The sequence below is a fragment of the Mycolicibacterium sichuanense genome, assembly GCF_033741125.1.
Classification (GTDB): Bacteria; Actinomycetota; Actinomycetes; order Mycobacteriales; family Mycobacteriaceae; genus Mycobacterium.
The window spans coordinates 997,655-1,020,955 of sequence record NZ_JAWQPU010000001.1 but is presented as its reverse complement, the minus strand read 5'-3'; the positions used below and the strand labels follow the sequence as shown (position 1 = coordinate 1,020,955).

Here is a 23,301-nt window from a genome sequence, read left to right as displayed (position 1 = left end):
TCAGATCTCGGGCGCGGGAACGACACCGGACAGGACCGCTCCGCTGATTCCGCCATCGACGATCAGCGCCTCACCGTTGATCCACCGAGCCTCGTCGGAGGCGAGGAACAGCACGGCAGAGGCGATGTCGTCCGGCCTCGCGTGCCGGCCAAGCAGCTCCTTGACACCGTCGAGGTTGTCCTTGCCCATCGACTCCTCGAAGTCGACGAGGATCGGCGTCTCCACCGGACCGGGTAGCACCGCATTGATCCGCAGACCCATCTCGATGACGGCCAGACCCATCGTCATCGTGTAGACGGTGGTGGCCTCCTTCGAGAAGTTGTACGCATTGCCCTGTTGCGGGTTGGCCTTGAACCAGGCCGCACCGTCTTCGAACGTGTCGGTGGCGAGAAGATCCCGAATCGTCTCCAGCCGGGCGGGCCAACCGAAACCGGCGGTCGAGGAGACGATCACCACCGAGCCTCCCGGGTTGAGGCGCTCGAAGAATGCCTCCGTCAGATGACGCACGGCAAGGGTGTTCACCGCCAACACCAGATCAGCCGGTGCCGTGCCCGGAATGCCGGCGACGTTCAACAACCCGTCATACGTCCCCTCGAGCTGTTCGAGGGCGGCATCGATGCTGCGGGGGTTGGCCAAGTCGACCTCGAGGTGCCGTGTCACGGCGGCGGTGGGGGTATTGCGGTCCAACGAGGTCACGTCCGCACCCGCGGCGAACAGACGCTCGGCGACGGCGTTGCCGATGCCGGAGGCGGCACCCGTGACCACGAAGCGCTTTCCTTGGAAGCCAGTCATCTTCACTCCTAATCGAGGGTGTACGGCATGGACTTTGCGGCGCGCACGAAATTGCCGACGAGATATTCCGGTTCGCCGACGCGCAGATTGGGCGCCCGGAAGATCAGCTCCCGGAAGAACGCCTCCAGCTGCATCTTGGCCAGGAAGCTACCCATGCAGAAGTGCGGCCCGCCACCGCCAAAGCCGAGGTGATTGTTGGGCTTTCGCCGGATGTCGAAGGTATGCGGATTGGTGAACACGCGATCGTCGCGGTTGGCCGAGGAGTACATCATCATCACCCACTCGCCCTCCTTGATCTCCTGCCCGTGCAGCTCCGTGTCCTGGGTCACGGTTCGCCGGAAGGTCATCACGGGGGTCACCCAGCGCACGAACTCCTCGATGGCCGGCCTGATGAGCCCGTCGTAGTCCTGCACCAGCAGGTCGCGTTGGTCGGGAAACCGTTGTAGTGCATGGGTCGTGAGGGTGATCGTGTTGCGGGTGGTGTCGTTGCCGGCCACCGACAGCAAGACGAAGAACGCACCGAGCTCCTCGTCGGTGAGCTTGCGGCCGTCGACTTCAGCCTGCACTAGCTGCGACATGAGGTCCGACGTGGGGTGCGACCGGCGCAGCTCGGCCAGTTCCAGACCAGCCGTGAGTAGGCCGACGAGCGAATCGCTGAGCACCTCTCCGGACTCGCGCCCGGCGGCGACGTCCTCGTCGGCCCACGACACCATCCCGTCGGCGTTGTGTGCGGCTTCGTCGCGCATCTCCTCCGGCAGACCCATCATCTCGTAGATGGTCCACATGGGGAGCCGCTTGGAGACCTGCTGGACGAAGTCGCCGTCCTTGGTCTGCAGCAGTTCATCGACGATCGTGACCGCCTGGTTCTTGATCTGGTCCTGAATCTTGGCCACCTGGCGGGGGGTGAACACCGAGCTCACCAGCTTGCGCAGACTCGAGTGGCTGACCCCGTCCATGCCGAGGAAGGACTCGGCGGCCTCCAGCATCTCCTCCGGCACCGATTCGCTCTGCACCCCCCTACCCGAGCAGAACAATTCGGGATGCTTGCTCACGTAGGCGACGTCCTCGTGGCGAGTCACCACCCAGATCCCGTCGATCTCGGGTGCCATCAGCGCGCCGGCCAGCGGCGGATGCCAACTCAGCGGACGCTCGTCCCGCAGAATCTTGAACGACGCCTCGCGCTCCTCGGCGGTGCCGGCCCAGAAGCTCAGGGGTGAGACGCTGACCGGATCGTACGCACGGGGGGCGGCTACTCCGACGGTCATCTTCCTACCTCCACGTATCGTTCTTGCAGTTTGCGTTTGACGAGCTTTCCCGTGGCCGAGCGGGGCAGTTCGTCGACGAAGTCCACCGAACGCGGCGCCTTGAAGCGCGCCAGCCGTTCTCGGACGTAATCGATGATCTCGGAGGCCAGTTCGTCGGATGGCGACTCGTCGTCTCGCAGCTGGACGACCGCCTTGACCTCCTGGCCCATCTCGGGATGGGGTACGCCGATCACGGCGACGTCATAGATCTGCGGGTGCATCGCCAACACGTTCTCGACCTCTTGCGGATAGATGTTGACACCCCCGGAGATGATCATGAACGCCTTGCGATCGGTGAGGAAGAGATAGCCGTCCTCGTCGAGGTAGCCGATGTCGCCGACGGTGGCCCAGTTGTCGTGCGCGGGATGCCTTGACTCGGTGGTCTTCTCGGGATCGTTGTGGTAGATGAACGCCGGTTCGTCACGCTCGAAGTAGATGACCCCGGGTTGTCCGGCGGGAAGTTCGATGCCGTCGTCGTCACAGATGTGCACGACACCAAGCGCGGCCTTGCCCACTGATCCCCGCTTCGTGCGCCACTCCGGCGTGCTGATCATCGTCACGCCATGACCTTCGGTAGCGCCGTAGTACTCGGCGAGTATCGGCCCCCACCAATCGATCATCGCGTCCTTGACCTCAGGCGGGCACGGTGCCGCAGCGTGCACGGCCAGTCGGAGCGACGACGTGTCGTATGCCTCTCGAGTCTCGTTGGGCAGTTGCAGCAGACGTATGAACATGGTTGGCACCATCTGCAGCGCGGTGACTCGATACCGCTGGATTGCGGCAAGCGAAGCCTCGGCGTCGAACCGGTCCATCAACACGACGGTTCCACCCAGCGCCTGCACGGCCGTGCACCACTTCAAGGGTGCCGCGTGATAGACGGGCGCCGGCGACAGGTATACGTCGTCGGCGGTGAAACCGAAGCCGTGCTGAAGAAGCGCGGTCACCCCGTCACCCGGCTGGTCGACCTGAATGGGCAGCAGTCTCGGCTTGATGCCCTTCGGTCTGCCCGTCGTGCCCGAGGAGTAGAGCATCTCCGATCCCCGGGGCTGGTCGGTCAGCCGCTGGCCTGACTGTCTCAGCAGCTCGGAATACGTTGCGTAGCCGTCGATCGCACCGCCGAATGCGTACCAGCGCTCGATCTGGGGCACGAGGCGGGCGACCTCCTGGCCAAGCGAGGCGACCCCCGCGGATGCGAAGACCACCCGTGCGCCACTGTCCTCTGCGATGTAGGCAGCTTCGGCTGGCGACAAGTGCCAATTCACGAAGGTGACGTAGAGGCCCGAACGTACGGCTGCCCAATAGATTTCGAAGGCTTCCGGCACGTTGTCCGAGAGCACGGCAACGACGTCGCCGGCACGGAGGCCCAAGCGGTGCAGAGCGGCAGCGGTGCGAGCGGAGTTCTCGTCGAGCTGACCGTATGTCAGGATCTGCCCCGACTGTGCCATGATGACCGCCGCGCGCTCAGGCGCGGCGGCGGCGTGCGTTCCCGGATACATGCTCGGACTAGACGACGATCAGGTCGTCGCGACCGTCGTCCTTGAGCCGCTGGATGTACTCGCCATAGAGCTTCTTGCCGAGCGGTGCCAGCTTGAGCAAACTCGCCACATTGCCGTCGACTTTGATCTTGCGCTTGGCCATCGCCATCGGCAGGTTGACCTTCCCCTGCCAGTAGGCGTTGCCGAGATCGGCTGTCATGGACATGGTGGCCGACGGCGCGGGGGTACCCGGCCCACCGGCGCTGACTGACTTGTTGGGCAGGTCGACGACGACCAGGGCGTTCGGATCGGTGAAGTCGAAGGCGACGACCAGGCCGGTGTCCACCAACTTCGGCCCGATTTCGGGATCGCCGAAGGCATCTTCGAAGATGCCGCCGATGTACTTGGTCACTTCTTCAGAGTTGTTGAACCCCATCGTTCCCTCTCCATTGCGAGCTCCGAATGAAACTTATTTCGGATTAAAAAAGATAGTACGTATGGGCCAGGGCACAGTCAAGGTGCCGATGTTGCCCGTGCCACAGGCGGCCAGAGCGCGCGAATGACGGCGCCATCGGCAAACTACCGACGGCGCCGTCGAATCCGGCGGTGGGGCGAGGGGCCGAGGCTAGCCGCTCTTGGTCAGCGAGAACGTCGTCGCGATCTCGTCGACGACGAGTTGCGCCGTTTCGGCGCACGCGGTGGTACCGCCGTTGGCGTACTCCTTGACCGCGTCTCCGACGTTCCACAAGCCTAGGAACGGAGTGTCACGCGGCAGGTCGAAGCCGGCCACCGCTCGCTGCGGAGGCCAGCCATCGCGGGTGATCGCCACGTTGAGGATCGTCGCGCGGGTGTCGAATCCGTCGATGGTGTCGCGAAGGTCTTCCAACAGCAACTCGGTCTCGGCCTGCTCGTCGAAGTCACCGACGGACGGCTTGGGTACCGAGGTGCCAACGTAGAGATGCCATCCCGGCGGTGCCATCTCGGGGCAGACGTCGGTGAAGTTGGCGACATAGGCCAGCCGGCGTGACTTGGCGAAGCTGAGCATGCCCGGCGCTTCGACCAGGCGTTCCTGGCTGGCGAAGTTCACCGAGATCATCGCCGTCGGCCGATCACCCTTGCGCACCAGTTCGCGGTAGTCCTCGGGCACGTCGTCGGCGCCGACCAACCCGACGGTCGCCGCGGGGCCGACGTCACTGACCACGATCGGTGCGGAGATCTCGAAGGAGGTGCCGTCGCGTTCGGCATGCACACCGGTGACCCTCGACCCCTCCACCAAGATCTTGGTGACCTCGGTCGACAACCAGACCTCGCCGCCCTTGGCGGTCACCGCGTTCGCCAGTGCGCGCCAGATGCCGATGGTGCCCTCGGGGTGGAAGCCGAAGCGCTTGAAGGCGCTCTTGCGGGTGAAGTACGTCAGGAAGACCCTGGCCGGCAGATCTTCCGATCCGACCGCGAACACCGAAGCGCACATATTGCGGAAGATGCCGTGCACGCCTTCGTTCTTGGTGTACTTCGATACCCACTCGGCGGTGGTGAGCTCGTCCTCGGGCAACCCGGAATCCGACCGCGCCGCGCCGATGCCCTTGACCAACTTCGCTCCTTGACGGGTGAGCTTGCCGAGCAGTAGCCCCCAGCCGCCGCCGGTGACGTCCACGTCCTTGCCGCCAATTCGATACAGGATCGGCGGGCTCGGCTCTCGGATTTCGAAGGGTGCGCCGACCTCTTCGCAGGTCTGCTGGGTGATGCCGCCGACCTCGATCACGATCGCCCCGTTGTTCACCTTGAAACCGTCGATGTCGTCGGTGGACGCGCGCCCACCCACCTTGTCGAGGCGCTCGACCACGAGCGTGCGATAGCCGCGATGGGCGAGGCAGGCCGCGGTGAACAATCCACCCGCGCCGGCTCCGATGACGATGGCGTCGAACTCGCGTTGTTCAGTCACCCTGTTCTCCTATGCTTTTCGAGTATTCGGTCAGTACGAGCGCGGCAGACCCAGCGAGGTCTGGGCGACGAAGTTGAGAACCATCTCCCGGCTCACCGGGGCGGTGCGCATCAGACGGGTGATGAACCACAGCTCGGAGAGGCCGTACTCTTGCGCCAAGCCGTTGCCGCCATGGGTCTGGATGGCCTGGTCGAGCGCCTGCAGTGCGGCGTCGGATGCGGCGAACTTCGCGATGTTGGCGGCCTCGCCGGCTGATTCGTCCGCATCGAAGAGTTCCGCGCTGCGCATGGTGGCCATCCGACCGAGCTCGACCGCGATGTGCGCTTCGGCAAGTGGATGGGCGATGCCCTGATGGGCGCCGATCGGGGTGGACCACACCTGGCGCTGCTTGGCGTATTCGGCGGCCTTGTCGATCGCGAACCGTCCGACGCCGCTGCAGATCGCGCCGACCAGGATCCGCTCGGGGTTGAGTCCCGAGAACACCTGCTTGAGCCCTTGGCCCGCCGTGCCGATGAGGGCGTCCTCGCCCACCTCGACGTCATCGAGGAACACCGTGAACTGCTTGTCGGGCGAGACGATCGAGGTCGGGATCTCCTGAGTGCTCAGACCTGGGCTGTTGGTCGGGACCACGAACAGCGACAGGGCGCTCTTCTCCGGCGTGGAGTGGTCGGCGTCCTTGGTGACCAGCAGGACCGCGTCGGACTGGTCGATGGCCGAGATGTAGTACTTCGAGCCGGAGATCTTCCACCCGGTGTCCGTGCGCCGTGCCGTGGTCGAGACCCGGTGACTGTTGGATCCGGCATCGGGCTCGGTCAGACCGAAGGCCATCTTGCGCGATCCATCGGCGATGCTGGGCAGCCACTCCCGCTTCATCGCCTCAGAACCGTGGTGGGCCAGGATGCTGCCGCAAATCGCCGGTGAGATCACCCAGATGAGCATGGGCATGCCGTGGGCCGCCAGCTCCTCGACGACGACGACGGCCTCCGCCATGCCGCCGCCCCCACCGCCGTACTCCTCCGGAAGATGCACCCCCAACAGGCCCGAGGCACCCAGGTCCTTCCATAGCTCTTCGATGCCTTGTCCGCTGCGGCCACGCTCGAGGAAGTACTCCTGCCCGTAGCGGGACACGATCCCCGCCACGCTCTCGCGAATTGCCTCGTGCTCCGCGGTGTCTTGGACCAGATTCGACACGCTCTACCTTCCTTCGAACTGTGGGGTTTGCCGTGCGATGAAGCTCACGACGGCGTTGGTGGCGTCGACGGTGTCACCGGTGGCCCTGATGCCTTCCGACTCAGCCAGCAGTTGCTGGGACAGGTCGTTGTTCCAGCTGTCTCGCAGCAGCGTCCGCATCCGACCGAAGGCCCGGGTCGGACCCTGTGCCAGCGATTTGGCCAAATCCGTTGCGCGTTCCCGTAGTTCCGCTGACGGCACGATTTCGCCGATCATGCCCCACGCCAAGGCATCCTCGGCGGTGATGGGACGGTTCTCCAGGTAGGCGCGCGCCGCACGAGCGGGCCCGATGAGGCGCGGCAGGTGCCACGTTCCACCACCGTCTCCGGAGAGCCCGATCGCGGCGAAGGCCGTGACGAACCTCGTCCCTTCGGCCGCCAGCACGATGTCGGCAGCGTACGCGTATCCGATCCCGCCCCCGGCGATGGATCCGTGGGCGGCAGTGACGATGGGGGCATCGATCCGGCTGAGGATCCGGAAGGCTTCGTGGAACGGGTCCGTCATGCGTACCAACAGGTTTCCGTATTCCCTCGCTGGTGTCTCACGGAAGTAGGCGATGTCACCACCGACGGTCAACGACGGGCCGTTGCCACAGATCAGCACCGCGCGAACCGTGGGATCGGCAGCGATCCTGCGGGCGACGACGAGGGTTTCCTCCGCCATCTTCATGTCGATGGCGTTGCGCGCGTCCGGCCGATTCAGACACATCGTGGCGACACCATCGGTGACCGAATAGTCGATGCGCTGTAGCGGGGCGCCCTCTCCAAGTGCCTCGATCCAGGCCGCGGTGTCGGTGAGTTGCCGTAACGAGGTGATGCGTCCCGCCGCGTCGAACGCCAGCATGTGGGTGAACTCGGCATCCAGTGGCCGGCCCGACCGACGGGCCCTGCCCCGGTAGTGGCCCGCCACCAGCAGACCACCGTGGTCGAGGACGCGATATTCGTCGGGCTGCGCCTCGACGTCGAAGTGCTTGCCAATCGTCCACCAGAGGTTGCGCTGCATGGCCTCCCGGCCGCGGTGTTCGCCACCCATGCCCAGCGGCAGCCCCTCGGCGGCATGTCCGACGAAGTCTTCGCTGAGCAGCTCGGCGAGCCGGTTGCGGTCACCCGCCGCCAGCGCCTGGTAGAGCGCCTTGGCGGTGGAGGTCGTGTCGCTGCGCGTTTCGACGGTCATCTCACGCCAGGTATCTCACGATGGATTCGATGACGGCAGCCGGCTTCTCCGACCCCTCCACTTCCATGGTCGTGGTGAGAGTGGCCTGCACTCCCCCGCCGAGTTCGAGGATGCCGGTGATCTTGGAAGCTGCGCGCAACCGCGATCCGACCGGAACCGGGGTGATGAATCGCACCTTGTCGAACCCGTAATTGATGGCCATCGTGACGTTCTCGACGCGGTAGAGGTCGTGCATGAAGTACGGCAGTAGCGACAGCGTGAGCAATCCGTGGGCGATGGTGCGGCCGTAGGGGCCATCGGCCGCACGTTCAGGATCGACGTGAATCCACTGGTGATCGTCGGTCGCCTGGGCGAACCGATCGATTCTCGGCTGATCGACGACGAGCCACTCGGTCGGACCGAGTTCGGCCCCTTCGGCCGCGGCGAGTTCGGCAAGATTGCCGAACACGGTCGTCTGAGCGTGCACTTCGCTTGCAGTCATTCGAATCTCCTCACACTCTGAGGCCAACGGGATGGCCATCGTGGACTTGGTCCAGGTACTCCGACATCCCATGCAGAACCGCTCCGTCCTCAGCTGTCCAGACTGTCGCGGCCTCCGCGATCCTGGTGGCATCGAGCGCGCCGGCATCTCCGTGGCGTCGATGACGCAGCGGAACGACCGTGCTCACGTCGCCGCGAAACGCCCACTGCCGGTGCGCTGCCGACAGCACGATGGACACCACGCGGGGATGCAATTCGTCGTCACGCTCGGTGGACACCACGACGCGATCGCACACGTGCAATTCCCCGTCGTCCCAGACGAATCCCCCAGAGCGATCGGCATCGTCCGCACCGCCGAAGTACGCACCCATGAACCCCCGCCCTCGGCTGGAGCCATGTACCCACCGATAGAAGTAGGGCGCTTGCCACGAGCGCGGACCCCATGAGTGGTCGCGCAGGCCATGGCCGTCGATGTCGAACGACGTATCGCCGAGCGAGAGCGAGCCAACGACTCTCGTCAATTGTTCATAGTGGTTGGGAGCGAAGGATTCGCCGTCACCGTCGAACGTCTCCGCGTAGGGGGGCGCCGTAGCTCGTACGTCGAGGGTGGTGACGCACCGGGTCACCGCCGTAGCGGCCAAGGCCGTCTTCGGGTCGCTCAGCGCGATGGGATCGGGCAACAGGTTGACGGGTCCATCGAAGGTGACTCGGATCCGCTCGAAGGGCTCGATCACCTCGACCGTCAGCCCCCCACCGCGGAATGCCTCGGCGGGTTCGGCCACCGGCCTGGTGAATCCGAAGGCCACCGAGCCATCGGGTAGGTATAGGCACACCGTGCGCTCACCGCGGCCCTCGTTGGGCCGCTTGGCGAGGCGCAGAAATCCGCCCACCCGTGCGATCGGATCTTGGAACGAGAAGTACATCGATTCGTTCCAATTGGACTCGGGGCCGACGACGTGGGTGCCGTCGTCCGAGGGGTCGAGGATCACATCGCCGCCTTCATGTTGGATTCCGCCGCGGCAAGAAGCGCCGCGATCGTGTCGTCGAGCTCGTCGAGATCCAGGTCACCGTGCGCCCCAAGCGAACCCGACGCCCGCCTGACGGCAACGCCTTGCAACAGCGTCGCCGCACGCCACTGGGTGAATCCCCGGTAGTAGCCCAGGTGGCCGACGTCGAACCCGGTCATCCGACGGTAGACGTCGATGATCTCGGGACGATCGGGGAAGTGTCCGGCGCGCGTGGGACTCGGCATCGCGGTCGCCGGTTCGTCAGGCTGGCGCCAGTCATCCAGCAGCCAGGCAAGATCGGCGAGCGGATCCCCGAGCGTGCTGAGTTCCCAGTCGAGAACCGCCGTGACGTCGGCCCCCTGCACCAAGAGATTCGACAGCCGAAAGTCACCGTGCACCAGGACCGTCGGCGCTCGCGGGGGAAGCGCGGCATCGAGTCGGGTCCGCACCGCACGCCACGTCCGATCGTGGACACTCCGACCACCCGTACGGTCCCACGAAGACGTCAATCGGCGGATCTGGCGCCCCACGTAGGGCGTTTGGCTCTTGCGCGCCAGATCGGACAGGCCGACCGTCTCGGGATCGATCGTGTGCAGTCGCGCCATCGTCTCGATGACACGCAGTCCCAACTCGCGCCGTTGGGCCGCGCTCAATGCCGCGGCGTCGGCTTCGCTCTCAAGCGGCTGGCCCGCGACTCGTTCCATGGCGTAGAAGCAATTTCCGCCGGGCGCCACTCCCGTGCCGATGATCCGAGGGACCGGGATCGCACTGTCGGCTAGACACGCCACGATTCGCGCCTCGCGGGTGAGGTCGTGGGTCGACTGTGCGTGATTTCCCGGCGGGGGCTCGCGCAGCACCCACTCGCCTCCGACTTCGTCGCTGACGAGGGTGGTGATGTTCGACTGTCCAACGCCGACCCGCGCCACGACCACGACACCCGAGACGACTTCCCCGTGAGCGCGGAGCCAGTCGGCGATCCTGGCGGGCTCGTCGCACATCAGGCCCGACGGTGGGCGCAGTTCAGTTGGCGTCGACACCGTCCACCTCTCGCGTTCGATCGCCCCGTCCGGAGCAATTTAATCTAGATTAGAACATTCAGTTCCGGTCTTCAATGTCAGCGCTCGATCAAGCCGCTATGGTTTCTTAACACTGATTATATTCTTCGCCGCGGGCCGGGCGTCGACAAAGACGGGAGCTGCAGATGAAGATCGGGATGCCCATTACCTACGCAAGCGACTTTCGGGCCACGATCGCCCGGCTGCGCGACTTCGAGTCCGTCGGCCTCGATCGCGTGATGGTGCCCGAGGCCTACGGGTTCGACGCCGTCACGCAGCTGGGATTCGCCGCCGCGACGACCGAGCGAGTCGAGCTGGCCTTTGGCATCCTGCCGATGTATTCGCGCAGTCCCACCAACCTCGCCATGACCGCCGCGGGATTGGACTACGTGAGCAATGGGCGGTGCATCCTGGGCTTGGGCGCGTCGGGCCCCCAAGTCATCGAGGGATTCCACGGCATCAAGTACGACGCTCCCCTCGGCCGAGCTCGCGAGCACGTCGACATCTGTCGCAAGATCTGGCGTCGCGAGAAGACCGACTACCACGGGCAGCACTACCAGCTACCGCTGACCGAAGAGGGCGGTGGAAGTGGGCTTGGCAAGCCGCTGCGCATGATGAACAAGCCTCTGCGCGAGCGGATCCCCCATGCTGTTGGCGGCGATCGGGCCCAAGAACGTCGCCCTGGCTGCCGAGATCTTCGACGAATGGCAGCCGTTCCTCTTCCAGCCCGAACTCGCCGAACTCGCCTTTGGCGAGGCGCTCGCCGCGGGCCGTGCCAAACGCGATCCGGAACTAGGCGCCCTCGGCATCGCCGTGCAGACCTTTCTGTTGATCACCGATGACGAGGCGGCCGAATCAGCCGCATTGCAGGGGGTGCGCCACCACGTCGCCCTCTATGTCGGCGGCATGGGGGCGAAGGGCAAGAACTTCTACAACACCTTGCTCCGCCGCTACGGATACAGCGCCGAAGCCGAGGTCATTCAGACGCTGTACCTGGAGGGCAAGAAGGAGCAGGCCGCTGCTGCCGTACCTCAGGAATTCGCCCGGTCGATCGCGCTCATCGGCCCCAAGGAGCATCTCGAAGAGCGGCTGTCGGCGTACCGCGGCGCGGGCGTGACGTGCCTCATCGCCGAGCCGCTCGCCCGAGAACATGCCGACCGGGTCGAGCAGCTGGGCCAGCTGAAGAACCTGGCCGGCTAATCGCCGGCCGACGCTTCCGCTACCAGCTCGACGAGCCTGAACTTCTGAACCTTGCCCGTCGGCGTCTTGGGAAGATCGTCGGCGTCGACGAATACGACCCGCTTGGGCACCTTGAACTTCGCGAGGTTCTCCCGGCACAGCGTCATGACGTCCATCTCGGTGAGTGTGGAGCCTGGCGCGCGCACGACGACGGCGCAACCGATTTCACCCCATCGATCGTCGACCAGCCCTATCACGAACACCTGACTGATCTCGTCGTGGCGGGCCAACAAGTCCTCGATCTCCCTGGGCATGACTAGCTCGCCACCGCTCTTGTAGAGCTCCTTGCTGCGACCCGTGATGCGCACGTATCCATCCGAGCGCACGACACCGAGGTCACCGGAATGCAGCCATTGGTCGCGAAGCGCGGCCGCAGTCTGCTCAGGTCTGTTCCAAAAGCCCCGCATGATGGTCGGACCCCAAGAGACCAGCTCACCTTCTTCGCCCGCAGGCAGGTCTGCTCCCGTCACCGGGTCGACCGTCTTGTAGACGACGAGCTCGTCGGACCCCGAAACCGCCGCCGCCCCAGCCATCTTCGGCCGGCCTGCGGTCTCGGTGGTCATGTGGAGGGGATCTTCGGGCCGGGTCAGGGTCATGGCCCCGCCGCACTCGGTCATTCCGTAACCGGTGACGATCTCGCACACACCGAAGTCCTCGGCGATTCGAGGCCAGAGCCATCCCGGCGCGGGAGCGGAACCACACAGCAGAGCCGTCAGCGACGACAAGTCGTACGAGGGCCTCGACGGGCTTTCGACCATCGCGACGGCCATCGTCGGCACGCACAACATGTCGGTCGCCCGGTGGCGTTCGATGCTGGCGAAGTACAGTTCGGGGTCGAATGAGGTGAGCGGAATGATCGCCCCGCCGACGTAGAGCACCGAAAGCAGTCCCTCGACGTATCCGAACATGTGATAACAGGGCAGCGAGAACAAGATTCGGCGCCCGTCTTCGTAGGCACGAGTCAGCGCCGACGCATACGCCGTCCGCAGCACCGCGTCGTGCGTGGTGACGACCCCCTTCGGGGTGCCGGTGGTTCCGCTGGTGTAGAGCATGTCGGCCGCATCCTCGGGCGACGTCGGATCGACCTCGTCCGCCCCGCTGGCTGCCGCACCCAGGGCCGCCACGTCGGCCACCGTCCGAACACCGGGGCGGACGCGTCCGTCGGTATCCAACACGACCACGTGACGCAGCAGGGGCACCACGTCGCGGTCCTGACCCGCGCGGTTCGCGAAGCCGGGCCGGTCCCAACCGGGCGCGAAGCAGTCGAACATGCCCTGATAGTCCAGGTTGGCGAATCCGGTCATCGTGATCACCACCCGGCAGCCCGAATCGGCTAGCACGAAGGCGAGTTCGTCTCGCCCATAGAGGTAGTTGAAGGGCACCGCGATCGCACCCGCTCGCGAGATCGCGAACTTCAACGTCACGAACTCCGGATGATTGGCCATGACCAGGCCGACCCGGTCTCCCGGTTCGACACCCAGCCCGCGCAACCCCCGAGCAAGGCATCGTGATTGGCGAACCACGTCCCGGTAGGTCAATGTCGCCTCATCGGAGATGACCAGTGGTCGGTCCCCATGGGTAGCCGAGCTCGCGTCGAGCCGGCCGTGCAGGGTAGTCGGCCTCCACTCGGGAAGGGCGTCGCGCAGAGCCTGCCTCCTGGCGTCGATGTCCTGCGTCGTGCCCATCAGGCCCGTCATGTCACATCTCCTGCAGGTGTCCGGACTCGATGGCGTCACGCAGCACGAACTTGCGCACCTTTCCGGTCGGGGTGACCGGAAAGCTGTCGACGACGAACCAGCGGGCGGGCATCTTGTAGGGCGCGAGTCGCCGGGCCACGTGGTCGACGATGTCTGTCTTGGTCAGCCGTGATGCCTCCACGCGAGGTCGAATCACCGCGGCGACGACCTCACCCCATCGCCCGTCGGGCAGACCGACGACGACGGCATCGTCGATGGCGTCGTGCCCGACGAGGACCGTTTCGATCTCGCCCGGCGCGATGTTCTCACCGCCCCTGATGATCAAGTCCTTCAGTCGCCCGGTCACCGTGAGGTATCCGCGTTCGTCGAGGATGCCGAGATCGCCGGTGTGCACGAAGCCATCCGCATCCACCGTGCTCGCCGTTGCATCGGGATCGTGGAGGTACTCGACGAATTGCTGGTATCCCCTGGCGCAAATCTCACCTGGCTGACCCAGTGCAATGGTCTCGCCGGACGCTGGATCGACGATCTTGCATTCGACCCTGGCCAATGGCCTACCGACGGTGGTCAACTGGTCTCGGCGAGAATCCGACGGCCTAGTCGCCGACAGCACGGGAGCGAGTTCGGTCTGCCCGAACAGGTTGATCACCGAAGCACCAAAGACCTCCTCGGCCGTTTCGATCATCGTCGCCGGAACGTTCGCAGCACCTCCCATGATCACCGTCAATCTCGGTGCCGAAGTCTCCTCGGAGCGTTGACATTCGAGCAGCGCGCCGAGGATCGCCGGTACGTAGAACAGCACGGAGACCTGCTCGCGGCGCAGCGCATCGAGCACTGGGACCGGTCGAAACCGTTCGACGAGGACCACCGTGCCGCCGATCCAGAGAGGTCCGAGGGTGGCGATCACGCAACCCGCGGTGTGGAACATCGGCAACGGGTTCAGGCACACCGAACCATGCTCGACCCCTACCGCCTCGAGCGTCAGCTTGGCGACATTGACCAGGGACCGGTGTCTGAGCACGACGCCCTTCGGCCGGCCCGTCGTGCCCGAGGTGTACTGCAGCATCACCACGTCGTCGGCATTGGTCGGTGCGACACTCAGCGCGGCGGCACTGATCTCAGCCGCCCGCCACCTCCAGCCCTCGGACAGGGAGATGCACACGAGGCCCGGCAGGCCGGGGGCGATGCTCGCCACCACCTCGCCGAGGTCGTCCTCCCGGTTGGTGTCGGCATGGATGAGGACCGTGGCGCGAGAGTGCGTGAGCGCGTACTGGAGTTCCTCGGCTCTAAGCGACGGGTTGAGCGCGACGAGCACTACGCCCGCCAGCGCTGCCCCGTATTGAATGATCGGCCATTCCAGAACATTTGGAGCCCAAAGTGCCACATGGTCACCGCGCTCGGTCACCGCAGTCAAGGCCGTCGCGACCCGTGCGGCCTCGTCGTAGAGCTGCGCGTAGGTCAGTCGGGCGGGTGAACCATCGTGGCGGACCCCCACGAACGCAGGTTGGTCGGCGTGGGTCCGCGCCCGCCACGCCAACAGTTGGCCGACCGTGAGGTCGATGAGCTCCACACTGTCGTCTGCGGGCAGGTGGGCGTGCCGAAGTACCGGCCCATCGCTGATAGCCGCCGTCACCGACTCCTCCTCGTCGTCCGTGGGGCATGACGTACCTCACAGACGGTATCTGAATCTATATTAAAAATGAAGCCGTTCACTGCAGCACGCGAGGTCGACCAGGGCGTCACGGAGCCATGATCTGCGCATATCGATACTTCTGAGTTCTCAATAGAATTTGACGGCTAATCTCTCGACTCGCGTCGGAGGTTCCTGCTACGTCCACAGTGAGCGATTGCAATCATCTTCTCGAGAGAGTCGTGCACACCACGTCCAGGATCGATGGTCACACTGTCGCGGTGACGGCGACTGCCCGACGGCCGTGGTCACGTCGATCTTCTTCACTAGAGAGAACGGACGCCGCCATGAGCACTCCCGAGCCCATCGCCGACCTCGACGCCTTTGCAGGCGACTATTCCACCGCGTGGACGAAAGATCCTGCCCTCCTTCTCGATTTCTTCGATCCGGCCGGCACCTACTCCGACATGGCCATTGGCACGACCTACGAGGGCCATGACGGCATCACGCGATTCCATCGGTGGATGTTGAAGTTCGCCCCGGACTCCGTCATCGAATTCCTCGCACCAGCGGTACGCGGCGGTGTGCTCTACCTCGAGTGGGTGTGGGGCGGATCCTTCGAAGGCGCACTCCGGCTCGTCGACGGCTCACTGATTCCGTCGAATGGGCAGCGGTTCAGCGTTCCCGGGATCGCCGCCTGCCACGTCGGAACCGACGGCAAGCTCATCAGCCATCGCGACTTCTGGGACGTCGGTCAGATGATCACCCAGCTGGGCGCCCCATGAGCGTCGACATCGTGGCCGAAGAACGGTGGCAGACCACCTAGCCGCACCCCTTCAGCATCCGGCCGACATTTCGGTCAGCCGTCGACCCAATCGACGATGTCGTCGATTGGCGCTCGGGTGGTGCGGTAGCTGTCGGACGGGTGGCCGAGGTCGGGGTATCCGAAGGAGACGCCGCACACGATGGTGCGTTCCGTCGTCAGACCGAGTTGCTCGCGAAGCACGTTGGGATACATGGCGAGCGCGGCTTGGGCGATGCTGCCCACACCGTGCGCAGTCGCCGCGAGCAGGAAGTTGCTGACGTATCCACCGCAGTCGACCGCGCCGTAGGGGCCCAACGCCTCATCCGTGTGGATGATCGCCACGTGCGGGGCGCCGAAGAAGGCGAAGTTCTGCAGCATTTGCGCCATCTGGCGCTCGCGATCACCGCGTTCTATGCCCAGCGCGGTGTAGAGCTGGTAGCCACTCTCCCGTCGACGGTCGCGATGAACGCCGCGATACTCGCGAGGAAATGGGATGTCGGAGGATTCGGTGTGACCGCTCGAGGCGGCGCCGAACAGCGCGTCGCGAAGCCGCTCGGTGCCCGCTCCGCTAGTGACGGCCACCTGCCAGGACTGGCTGTTGCACCAGGAGGCCGTCAGTTGTGCGGTCGTCAGGATCGCCCGGATGGTTTGTTCGGCAACGGGTTCCGGCCTGAAGGCACGACAGCTCACCCGGACGGCGAGCAGGTGTGCGAGCGTCTCGGCCGCATCCGCAGGCCGGTTCTCGGACCTGCGAGTCTCGATGACGGAACGAATGTCGGTGGTCAATGCGGTTGGCGTAGCGCTCGGTGCCCCGTACTCCACTGAGTCATACGAATGGGAACCGGTGACACCTCGCAAGGGCGGCCCGTCAGCGACCAAGTTCGCGCCCCACGATCGACACGAAGGACACGCAACCACCCGGACGACCTCCGAGGTTGTGCGTCAATGCAGTACGTGGATCGGGCAGTTGGCGGTCCCCTGCGGCGCCGCGGAACTGCAGCCATGCCTCGTAGAGCATACGAAGACCGCTGGCACCAACGGGATGTCCGAAGGACTTCAGGCCACCGTCTGGGTTGACGGGCAGGCGCCCCCCGGCGTCGAAGTCGCCGCCTAGCACGTCCTTCCATCCTTGGCCGTCATCGGAGAATCCGAGGTCCTCCATCAGCACGATCTCGGTGGGCGTGAAGCAATCGTGCACCTCGGCCATCGAGAGTTCGGAACGCGGATCGTCGATTCCTGCTTGGCCGTATGCATCTCGCGCAGCACGCACCACCTCGGGAAAGGTGGTGTAGTCGAATCCAGGATCCATCGAACCGCGCGTCGACCCGGCCACCAGCGACAGACCCTTGACGTACATCGGCGTGTCGGTGTAATCCAGCGCCCGCTCAGCGGGAACGATGAGGGCACATGCCGCTCCATCGGACACCCCGGAGCAGTCGAACACGCCGAGCCGGCCGGCAACCTTGGCAGCGTTCTCGATCGTCTCCGGTTCGACCCGTGAACGAAACTGCGCCTTGGGATTATGCGAACCATTGTCGTGGTTCTTCCAGGCCACGTGTGTCATGGCCGCCCGCATCTCGTCGGGATGCACGCCGTGCTTGGCGCAGTACGCGGGATCCAGCAGCGAAAACGCCGCGGGCGCCGTCATGGACAAGTCCGGTGACGTGCCGTCGCCGGGCGGATCGCTGCGCATCAAACCCGAGAAGCCCGAGTCCTTGAGCTTCTCTACGCCGACGGCCATCACCACGTCGTAGGCACCCGAGGCCACCCCGTAACAGGCGTTGCGGAAGGCCTCCGAACCCGTGGCGCAGTAATTCTCGACCCGTGTCACGGGTTTGTCGTCGGTCGAGATCGCGCGGCTCAGTGTGAGGCCGGATTGTCCGGAACCCAGCGTTCCCAGCCAGTACGCATCGATGTCGCTCTTGTCGATGTTCGGCGTCGCTGCCATGCACTCGCCGAACGCCTCGAGGATCAAGTCCTCGGTCGAACTATCCCAGCGTTCGCCGAATCGCGTGCATCCCATGCTCACGACTGCGACCTTGTCGGTGATCCCGCGGCTAGCCATCGTTCCCCGATTCGTCGTCGTCGAGCAGTTGCGACTTCCAGAAGTAGTCGTGCACGCCCCCCGAGGTGAACAGGCGTCGGAACGTGAACGCGACCCGGGCCCCGACACGCGGTTCCCCTGGCTCGCTGTCGGTGACTTCGACGGTGCATCGGCCCCCGCCATCGACGTCGAGCACCGCTTGAATCATGGGCGGTGAGGGCGAATAGGCGAGGTGGTCCACGGTGTAGGTCACGACGGTGGCGTTCATTGCCCCGACGGGCGCTGCGTCCATCTCGTCGGTGGCTCCACAGGCGCGGCACACCCGCAGCGGCGGGAGATGCACGAAACCACAGCGCCGGCAAACACTTCCCGTGAGTCCGAACTTCCAGTCGCCAGCGCGGGCAGAGGGCGGCGCGGCCGGGCGATCCGGCTCGGGACGGCGCGGTGGCTCCAGCTCGACGAGTCCGTGCCAGGACAGGTAGGTCAGGTGTGGGACCACGGTCCCCCCGGAACGCTGTTCGGCGACCGGGGTGGCCTGGCGATTGCCTGGCAGCTCGGCGGTCGTGCGCAGCAACACCGCGTCGCAGCCGTCGAATGCCGAGATGACCAGGATCGTCTCGTTCGGTTCGGCGACGTCGAGCACCGCCGCCAGCCCGATTCCGGCGTCTGCGGTTCCGGAGAAGCCGGCCAGCGAGGTGCTGGCGCTCTTCTGCGCCTTGACCAGTGTGGCAACCCGCTTGAGGATTGCACTGTTGGGGCAGGCCATCACGACGTGATCGACGTCGGCCACCCCACTCTCGTCGAGGATCGCATCGACCGAGGTGCGGATCAGCGCGGCGTACCTGTCCGCTCCGAAGCGCTCCTCCCACAGCTCACCGGTGACCGACCGTGGCGATCGCCACCGATCGAGGAATTCGGCGGTGTGCGACGTTCTCGCCAGAATGTTGGCGATTCCAGGTCCCTCACCGAACAACAGGGCCGCGGCACCGTCACCACCGAGACGTTCGTCGGGTGACCCGGGCCGCCCAACGCGAACGTCGGCGGTCACGGCGAGCCCCCCGGAGGCGGCGGCCGCACGCCACGCGGCGATCCCACTGCGGCCCGTACCGCCCAGATCGGCCGCGAACACCGCCGGTGGTAACCCGAGGGCGGCGTGAATGGTCGAGGCGTTCGTCTTGTCGGCATACGCCGGACTGCTGGTGGCGAAGTACAGGTCGAACGGTGGTGCCTGGCCACGAAGGGCCCGGGCCGCCGCAGCGACGGCCATCGTCGTGCTGTCCTCGTCGTAGCCGGCCACCACCCGATCACCACGACGCAGCCCGATCTCAGGTCCGCTCAACCGGTGCCGAGGAAGGTAGGAGGCGTAGGAAAGCAGGGACGCCGTCACCGGCCCACCCCCCGGAACAGGGCAGCGATACCCTGTCCGCCGCCGATGCACATGGTCTCCAAGGCCAATCCCCCGCCTCGGGTCTGCAGTTCGTGCAGCATCGTGGTGAGGATCCGAACCCCGGTGGCTCCGATCGGATGACCAAGGGAGATGCCGGAACCGTTGACGTTGAGCCGGTCGTCGACGTCGGCGAGCTTGACGCCCCAGCCGGACAGCACCGCGAGCACCTGCACCGCGAAGGCTTCGTTGAGCTCGATCAGGGACAGATCGTCGAAGCCAAATCCCGTCTTGCCGAACAGCTTCTCCACCGCGCCGACCGGACCGATACCCATCCGCGACGGCTCGCAACCCATTGCGGCCCAGCCCTCCAGGTACCCGATGGGCTCCAGGCCGAACTCGTCGAGCTTGTCCTCCGCCACGACGAGACATGCGGCGGCGGCATCGTTCTGCTGGCTGGAGTTGCCAGCTGTGACCGTGCCCCCGGGCATGATCGTGCGTAACTCCGCCAACGACTCCGCCGTGGTGTCGGGGCGGATGCCCTCGTCTCGGTCGAAGACGACGGGCTCACCCTTGCGCTGCGGAACCTCGACGGCGACGAGTTCGGCATCGAAGGCGCCCGCGGCCGCGGCAGCAGCTGCCCGCTGGTGGCTGCGCGCGGCGAAGGCGTCGGCGGCCTCACGGTCGATGCCGTAGTCGCCGGCCAGATTCTCGGCGGTTTCGATCATCCCGCTGATCTCACCGAAACGCCATGCTGGTTGCGACCTTTCGCGGCCGCGATCGAGTCGGTCGTAGAGCATCTGGTTGCCCGAGCGGGCACCCCAGCGGGCGGTGGTGGTGTAGTGTTCGATGTTGCTCATCGACTCAACGCCGCCGGCGATCACGACGTCGGCAGCGCCCGTCTGCACCGTCATCGCCGCGGTGATGACCGCCTGCAACCCGCCGCCGCAGCGGCGGTCGATCTGCAGACCCGGCACCGTCACCGGAAGGTTGGCGTGCAGCGCCACCCAGCGTCCAATGCACGGGGCCTCGGAATTGGCGTAGGACTGTGCGAAGACCACGTCCTCGATGCGTTCCGGATCGACCCCACTGCGTTGCACCGTGGCCTCGACCACCTTGGCGGCGAGGTCCTCGGCACGCAGCGGTCGTAGGCTACCGCCGAAGGTGCCGACGGCGGTGCGCACCGGGGCGACGATCGCTGCGCGCCTCATTCGCCGCGCCAACGGTCGGAGGAGGGGTCGAGCAGCTGCGTCATCTTGCCCTCGGGCAGCCAGACGATGGTCTCCAGTTCCAGGGCATCCAGATAGCGCACCCGCCCGGTCCGGAGGTCTTCGAGTCGAAGCCGCGGCGAGTTGCCCGCATCGTCGACGTTGACCGATACCTGGGCGAATTCGCTTTCCACCACGGGTCCGACACCCGGCACCTCGAGGGGAGCCTCACCGCTGAACTCGATGGACATCAGATCAAGAACCCCAGCGTCGGGATCGGCTTGTCCTTGTTCACCAGGACCACCTTCTTGTACGACAACCGGAGTGCTCCGTCGACCCGGCGCAGTCGGTAGGTTACCCGTCCGGCCCACGCGCGGTCGGCGCGTTCGTGGGATTCGAAGACCACGAAATTGGCTCCCACTTCCAAGTCAACCCCACCACCGGCGACCGCCCGTCCACCGAGCAGTTCGACATTCGAAATCAGGCGTCGGAGGTTCGATGGCGGCGCCTGCGCATACCGTCGACCGGTCCGTAATTGCTTGAGCCGCGTCGAGATTCGGCTGCGGTTGTCGTAGTAGACCGACATGACCTGCAGCGGATCCGGACCGTCGTTACCGGCCGGGACCCAATACAGCGCGTCGTCGGTCCACAATGCCTCCCACGAGTCGTAGTCGCTCTCGTCGGCGAAGCGCGCCTCCCGGAACAGGAACTGCTCCACCTCGCGGACGTCGAATTCCTCGGGTACCGCCGTCAGCTCGTCGGTCGTGTCTACTGCGCTGGTCATTGCACCTCCATCAACGATGCGTAGTGCGACCAGAAGCCGCGCATGCCGGTTTCGTCCGTTGCTCCACCGATGGTGTAGCCGTCGTCGTCGGTCCGTTCGCGCTGCAAGCCGCGGCGTATCTCCAGCCATTCCGGTTGGCGCGCTTGCAGACCCAGCTGATTGCGCTCGTACATCTCGGTGTCGTCGGCCAGCAGCATGCCGGCGGGCCCTACCGAGCCGACGCACTGGGACACCATCCGCTTGTTCAGCTCGGGCGCGCCCACCAGCTGGACCGCAGTGGAGTACTGCGTGCACTGGTTGAAGGCAACGGGCTGGATGTTGAACACCTGGATCTCGGCGATGAACAGGTTGGGGAAGACCATGACGTGCGGTGCACCCTCGATGAGGATCTGCTCGGCGGCTTGACCGTGCAGTGCCCGCATCGCCGCGACGTAGTCCGGCACCCGTGCCTCGGTGGTGCCGAACCAGCGCATCGGCTCGCCGAACTTCCGGAACTCCGGCCGCAGGTCGTTCTCGCTATGGCCGTTGCCCAGGTCGCGGGTGACGGCGGTCGAGGCGTCGCTGTACAGCGGTGCGATGGTGCTGCCGGTGACGCCGAAGATCGACCCGTGCACGAACTGTGGGTGATAGCCATCGGTCTCGTTCTCCGCCAACAGCTTCCAGTTCGCGGATGTCTCGTGGCCGAGCCAGCCCGCCGTCAATTCGACGCGCCCCTCCGGTGAGAGACGCACCAACCGATCGATCTCGCCGGCGGCCGCGCCGAGATGCTCCACCAGCGACGGGCCGTCCTCGGCGAAGCTGCCGAAGACGAAGCCCTGGTAGGACTGGACCCGCGGGACGCGACCCATCGAGAGTTCGAGCTTGCGGGTGCCGTAACCCTTGTAGAAGGGGAAGCCGATGAGCTCACCGGTGTTGCGGAAAGTCCACCCGTGCAGCGGGCAGCGGAAGGTCGACGAGTTGCCCTTGGCGTCGTCGCACACCTGGTTGCCGCGGTGTGCGCACCGATTCAGCAGCAGGTGGATCTCGCCGTCGCGATCGCGGGTCATGATCACGTCCTGCAGACCCAGCTTCTTGCGCACGTAGTCGCCGGGCTGACTGACTTCACTCTGGTGCCCGACGAAGACCCAGGTGCGATACCAGATCTTGGTCAGCTCCTCGGCGAAGATCGCCGGGTCGGTGTACAGCGATGCGTGCACCTTGTCTCGTTGAATCAGTGGCGCCACCCGGCTAACGCCCCGCGCACCAACGTCTTGGGGGATGATCCCCGTGAGTCCTGAAGTCATTCCTCAACTCCTTCCTTGGTGCCGAAGACGGCGGGACGCCGTTCCCGAAACGCGGTGATTCCCTCGACGAAGTCGTCGCTGCCGAAGAGCACGGCCTGCTCGGCGGCTTCCCGGTCGAGCATGGTGAACGGCGACGAAACCGATGCCTGCGCAAGCAGCGACTTCACGACGGCAAGCGCTTCGGCGGGACCAGTGGCCAGTCGCGTCGCATCGTCCAGCGCTGCGGCCCGCGCCGTTCCGGTCTCCACGACCGCGTCGACGAGGCCGATGTCCAGTGCCTCCTGCGCTCCGATCGTGCTGGGCAGCAGCAACATCTGGCGAGCCCGCGCGATCCCGACCCGAGTCGGCAGTGACACGTAGGCACCCATGTCCCCGGCGAGCCCAACCTTGGTGAACGTCGTCGCGAACCGGGCGTCCCGCGCTGCCACCACACGGTCGCACGCTGCCGCAAGCGCAGTCCCGGCGCCGAATGCGGCTCCTTCGACGGCCGCGACGACGGGCTTGCCGGTGCTCCAGATCGCCCGGATGACCCGCTGTGCCAGGTTCGCGCGTTCCAACGCCTCCTCGGTGCCCATCCGCTGCATCGATTCGATGTCCCCGCCCGAGCAGAATGCCCGGCCGGCACCGGTCAGGACGATCGCGCGCACGCTCGGGTCCGCGTTGACGGCCACGATCGCATCGGCCAAGGCCAACCGCAGCGGGATGTCGATCGCGTTCAGCTTGTCGGGGCGATTGAGCGTCACCATCGCAACGGCACCGACCATCTCGG

The 23,301-nt window shown here is 65.5% G+C and carries 21 protein-coding genes and 1 pseudogene; 2 read left to right on the top strand and 20 right to left on the bottom strand.

What is annotated here, in order from left to right; translation table 11 throughout:
- The 10 genes from SBI80_RS04975 to SBI80_RS04930 form a co-directional block, all read right to left on the bottom strand.
- Complete coding sequence (locus SBI80_RS04975) at window positions 1-792, bottom strand: coniferyl-alcohol dehydrogenase (RefSeq protein ID WP_318973282.1); 792 nt, start codon at window positions 790-792, stop codon at window positions 1-3.
- A gap of 8 nt (window positions 793-800) precedes the next feature.
- The gene (locus SBI80_RS04970; RefSeq protein WP_318973281.1) at window positions 801-2,057 is read right to left on the bottom strand and encodes a cytochrome P450; all 1,257 of its coding nucleotides are present in this window, start codon (window positions 2,055-2,057) and stop codon (window positions 801-803) included.
- Window positions 2,054-3,592 carry an acyl-CoA synthetase gene (locus SBI80_RS04965; RefSeq protein WP_318973280.1) on the bottom strand — a complete coding sequence of 513 codons (1,539 nt, stop codon included), beginning with the start codon at window positions 3,590-3,592 and terminating at the stop codon, window positions 2,054-2,056. Before SBI80_RS04965 ends, SBI80_RS04970 begins: the two co-directional genes overlap by 4 nt.
- A gap of 7 nt (window positions 3,593-3,599) precedes the next feature.
- Window positions 3,600-4,007, bottom strand: a complete 408-nt coding sequence (locus SBI80_RS04960) for an SCP2 sterol-binding domain-containing protein (RefSeq protein ID WP_318973279.1) — start codon at window positions 4,005-4,007, stop codon at window positions 3,600-3,602.
- Between the two features lie 189 nt (window positions 4,008-4,196).
- Window positions 4,197-5,513: a phytoene desaturase family protein gene (locus SBI80_RS04955; protein ID WP_318973278.1), complete on the bottom strand. Its 1,317-nt coding sequence runs from the start codon at window positions 5,511-5,513 to the stop codon at window positions 4,197-4,199.
- A gap of 30 nt (window positions 5,514-5,543) precedes the next feature.
- Window positions 5,544-6,704 (bottom strand): acyl-CoA dehydrogenase family protein, encoded by a 1,161-nt coding sequence (locus SBI80_RS04950; RefSeq protein ID WP_318973277.1) that lies wholly within the window; start codon window positions 6,702-6,704, stop codon window positions 5,544-5,546.
- A gap of 3 nt (window positions 6,705-6,707) precedes the next feature.
- A complete protein-coding gene (locus SBI80_RS04945; protein ID WP_318973276.1) occupies window positions 6,708-7,916 on the bottom strand; it encodes an enoyl-CoA hydratase-related protein in 1,209 nt (402 codons plus the stop codon).
- A 1-nt stretch (window position 7,917) separates the two neighbouring features.
- Window positions 7,918-8,397 carry a MaoC family dehydratase gene (locus tag SBI80_RS04940; RefSeq protein WP_318973275.1) on the bottom strand — a complete coding sequence of 160 codons (480 nt, stop codon included), beginning with the start codon at window positions 8,395-8,397 and terminating at the stop codon, window positions 7,918-7,920.
- Window positions 8,398-8,407: 10 nt separating this feature from the next.
- Window positions 8,408-9,385, bottom strand: coding sequence for a DUF7064 domain-containing protein (locus SBI80_RS04935; RefSeq protein WP_318973274.1), 978 nt, complete (start codon window positions 9,383-9,385; stop codon window positions 8,408-8,410).
- Complete coding sequence (locus SBI80_RS04930; RefSeq protein ID WP_318973273.1) at window positions 9,382-10,440, bottom strand: phosphotransferase family protein; 1,059 nt, start codon at window positions 10,438-10,440, stop codon at window positions 9,382-9,384. Before SBI80_RS04930 ends, SBI80_RS04935 begins: the two co-directional genes overlap by 4 nt.
- A 164-nt stretch (window positions 10,441-10,604) precedes the next feature.
- Here SBI80_RS04930 and SBI80_RS04925 point away from each other — a divergent pair.
- Window positions 10,605-11,658: pseudogene (locus SBI80_RS04925) on the top strand (LLM class F420-dependent oxidoreductase).
- On the opposite strand, the gene SBI80_RS04920 reads toward SBI80_RS04925, so the two are convergent.
- Window positions 11,655-13,382: a class I adenylate-forming enzyme family protein gene (locus tag SBI80_RS04920; RefSeq protein WP_318973696.1), complete on the bottom strand. Its 1,728-nt coding sequence runs from the start codon at window positions 13,380-13,382 to the stop codon at window positions 11,655-11,657. The pseudogene SBI80_RS04925 and the gene SBI80_RS04920 sit on opposite strands and share 4 nt — an antisense overlap.
- A gap of 13 nt (window positions 13,383-13,395) precedes the next feature.
- Window positions 13,396-15,027 carry a class I adenylate-forming enzyme family protein gene (locus SBI80_RS04915; protein WP_318973272.1) on the bottom strand — a complete coding sequence of 544 codons (1,632 nt, stop codon included), beginning with the start codon at window positions 15,025-15,027 and terminating at the stop codon, window positions 13,396-13,398.
- Window positions 15,028-15,371: 344 nt separating this feature from the next.
- On the opposite strand from SBI80_RS04915, the gene SBI80_RS04910 reads away from it, so the two are divergent.
- On the top strand, window positions 15,372-15,809 hold the full coding sequence (locus SBI80_RS04910) for a nuclear transport factor 2 family protein (protein ID WP_318973271.1): 438 nt from the start codon (window positions 15,372-15,374) through the stop codon (window positions 15,807-15,809).
- A gap of 74 nt (window positions 15,810-15,883) precedes the next feature.
- Here the strand turns inward: SBI80_RS04910 and SBI80_RS04905 are convergent, their stop codons facing one another.
- The 8 genes from SBI80_RS04905 to SBI80_RS04870 form a co-directional block, all read right to left on the bottom strand.
- The gene (locus tag SBI80_RS04905; RefSeq protein ID WP_318973270.1) at window positions 15,884-16,615 is read right to left on the bottom strand and encodes a nitroreductase; all 732 of its coding nucleotides are present in this window, start codon (window positions 16,613-16,615) and stop codon (window positions 15,884-15,886) included.
- Window positions 16,616-16,697: 82 nt separating this feature from the next.
- Window positions 16,698-17,894: an acetyl-CoA acetyltransferase gene (locus SBI80_RS04900; RefSeq protein WP_318973269.1), complete on the bottom strand. Its 1,197-nt coding sequence runs from the start codon at window positions 17,892-17,894 to the stop codon at window positions 16,698-16,700.
- The gene (locus SBI80_RS04895) at window positions 17,887-19,260 is read right to left on the bottom strand and encodes an OB-fold domain-containing protein (protein ID WP_318973268.1); all 1,374 of its coding nucleotides are present in this window, start codon (window positions 19,258-19,260) and stop codon (window positions 17,887-17,889) included. Before SBI80_RS04895 ends, SBI80_RS04900 begins: the two co-directional genes overlap by 8 nt.
- Entirely contained in the window at window positions 19,257-20,468 is a 1,212-nt protein-coding gene (locus tag SBI80_RS04890; RefSeq protein ID WP_318973267.1) for an acetyl-CoA C-acetyltransferase, read from the bottom strand. The genes SBI80_RS04895 and SBI80_RS04890 overlap by 4 nt, the downstream gene beginning before the upstream one ends.
- Window positions 20,465-20,716 (bottom strand): hypothetical protein, encoded by a 252-nt coding sequence (locus SBI80_RS04885; RefSeq protein WP_318973266.1) that lies wholly within the window; start codon window positions 20,714-20,716, stop codon window positions 20,465-20,467. Before SBI80_RS04885 ends, SBI80_RS04890 begins: the two co-directional genes overlap by 4 nt.
- On the bottom strand, window positions 20,716-21,249 hold the full coding sequence (locus SBI80_RS04880; RefSeq protein ID WP_318973265.1) for an aromatic-ring-hydroxylating dioxygenase subunit beta: 534 nt from the start codon (window positions 21,247-21,249) through the stop codon (window positions 20,716-20,718). The genes SBI80_RS04885 and SBI80_RS04880 overlap by 1 nt, the downstream gene beginning before the upstream one ends.
- Window positions 21,246-22,532 carry an aromatic ring-hydroxylating oxygenase subunit alpha gene (locus SBI80_RS04875; RefSeq protein WP_413232631.1) on the bottom strand — a complete coding sequence of 429 codons (1,287 nt, stop codon included), beginning with the start codon at window positions 22,530-22,532 and terminating at the stop codon, window positions 21,246-21,248. Before SBI80_RS04875 ends, SBI80_RS04880 begins: the two co-directional genes overlap by 4 nt.
- Window positions 22,529-23,296, bottom strand: coding sequence for an enoyl-CoA hydratase/isomerase family protein (locus SBI80_RS04870; protein WP_318973694.1), 768 nt, complete (start codon window positions 23,294-23,296; stop codon window positions 22,529-22,531). The genes SBI80_RS04875 and SBI80_RS04870 overlap by 4 nt, the downstream gene beginning before the upstream one ends.
- Window positions 23,297-23,301 lie beyond the last annotated feature (5 nt).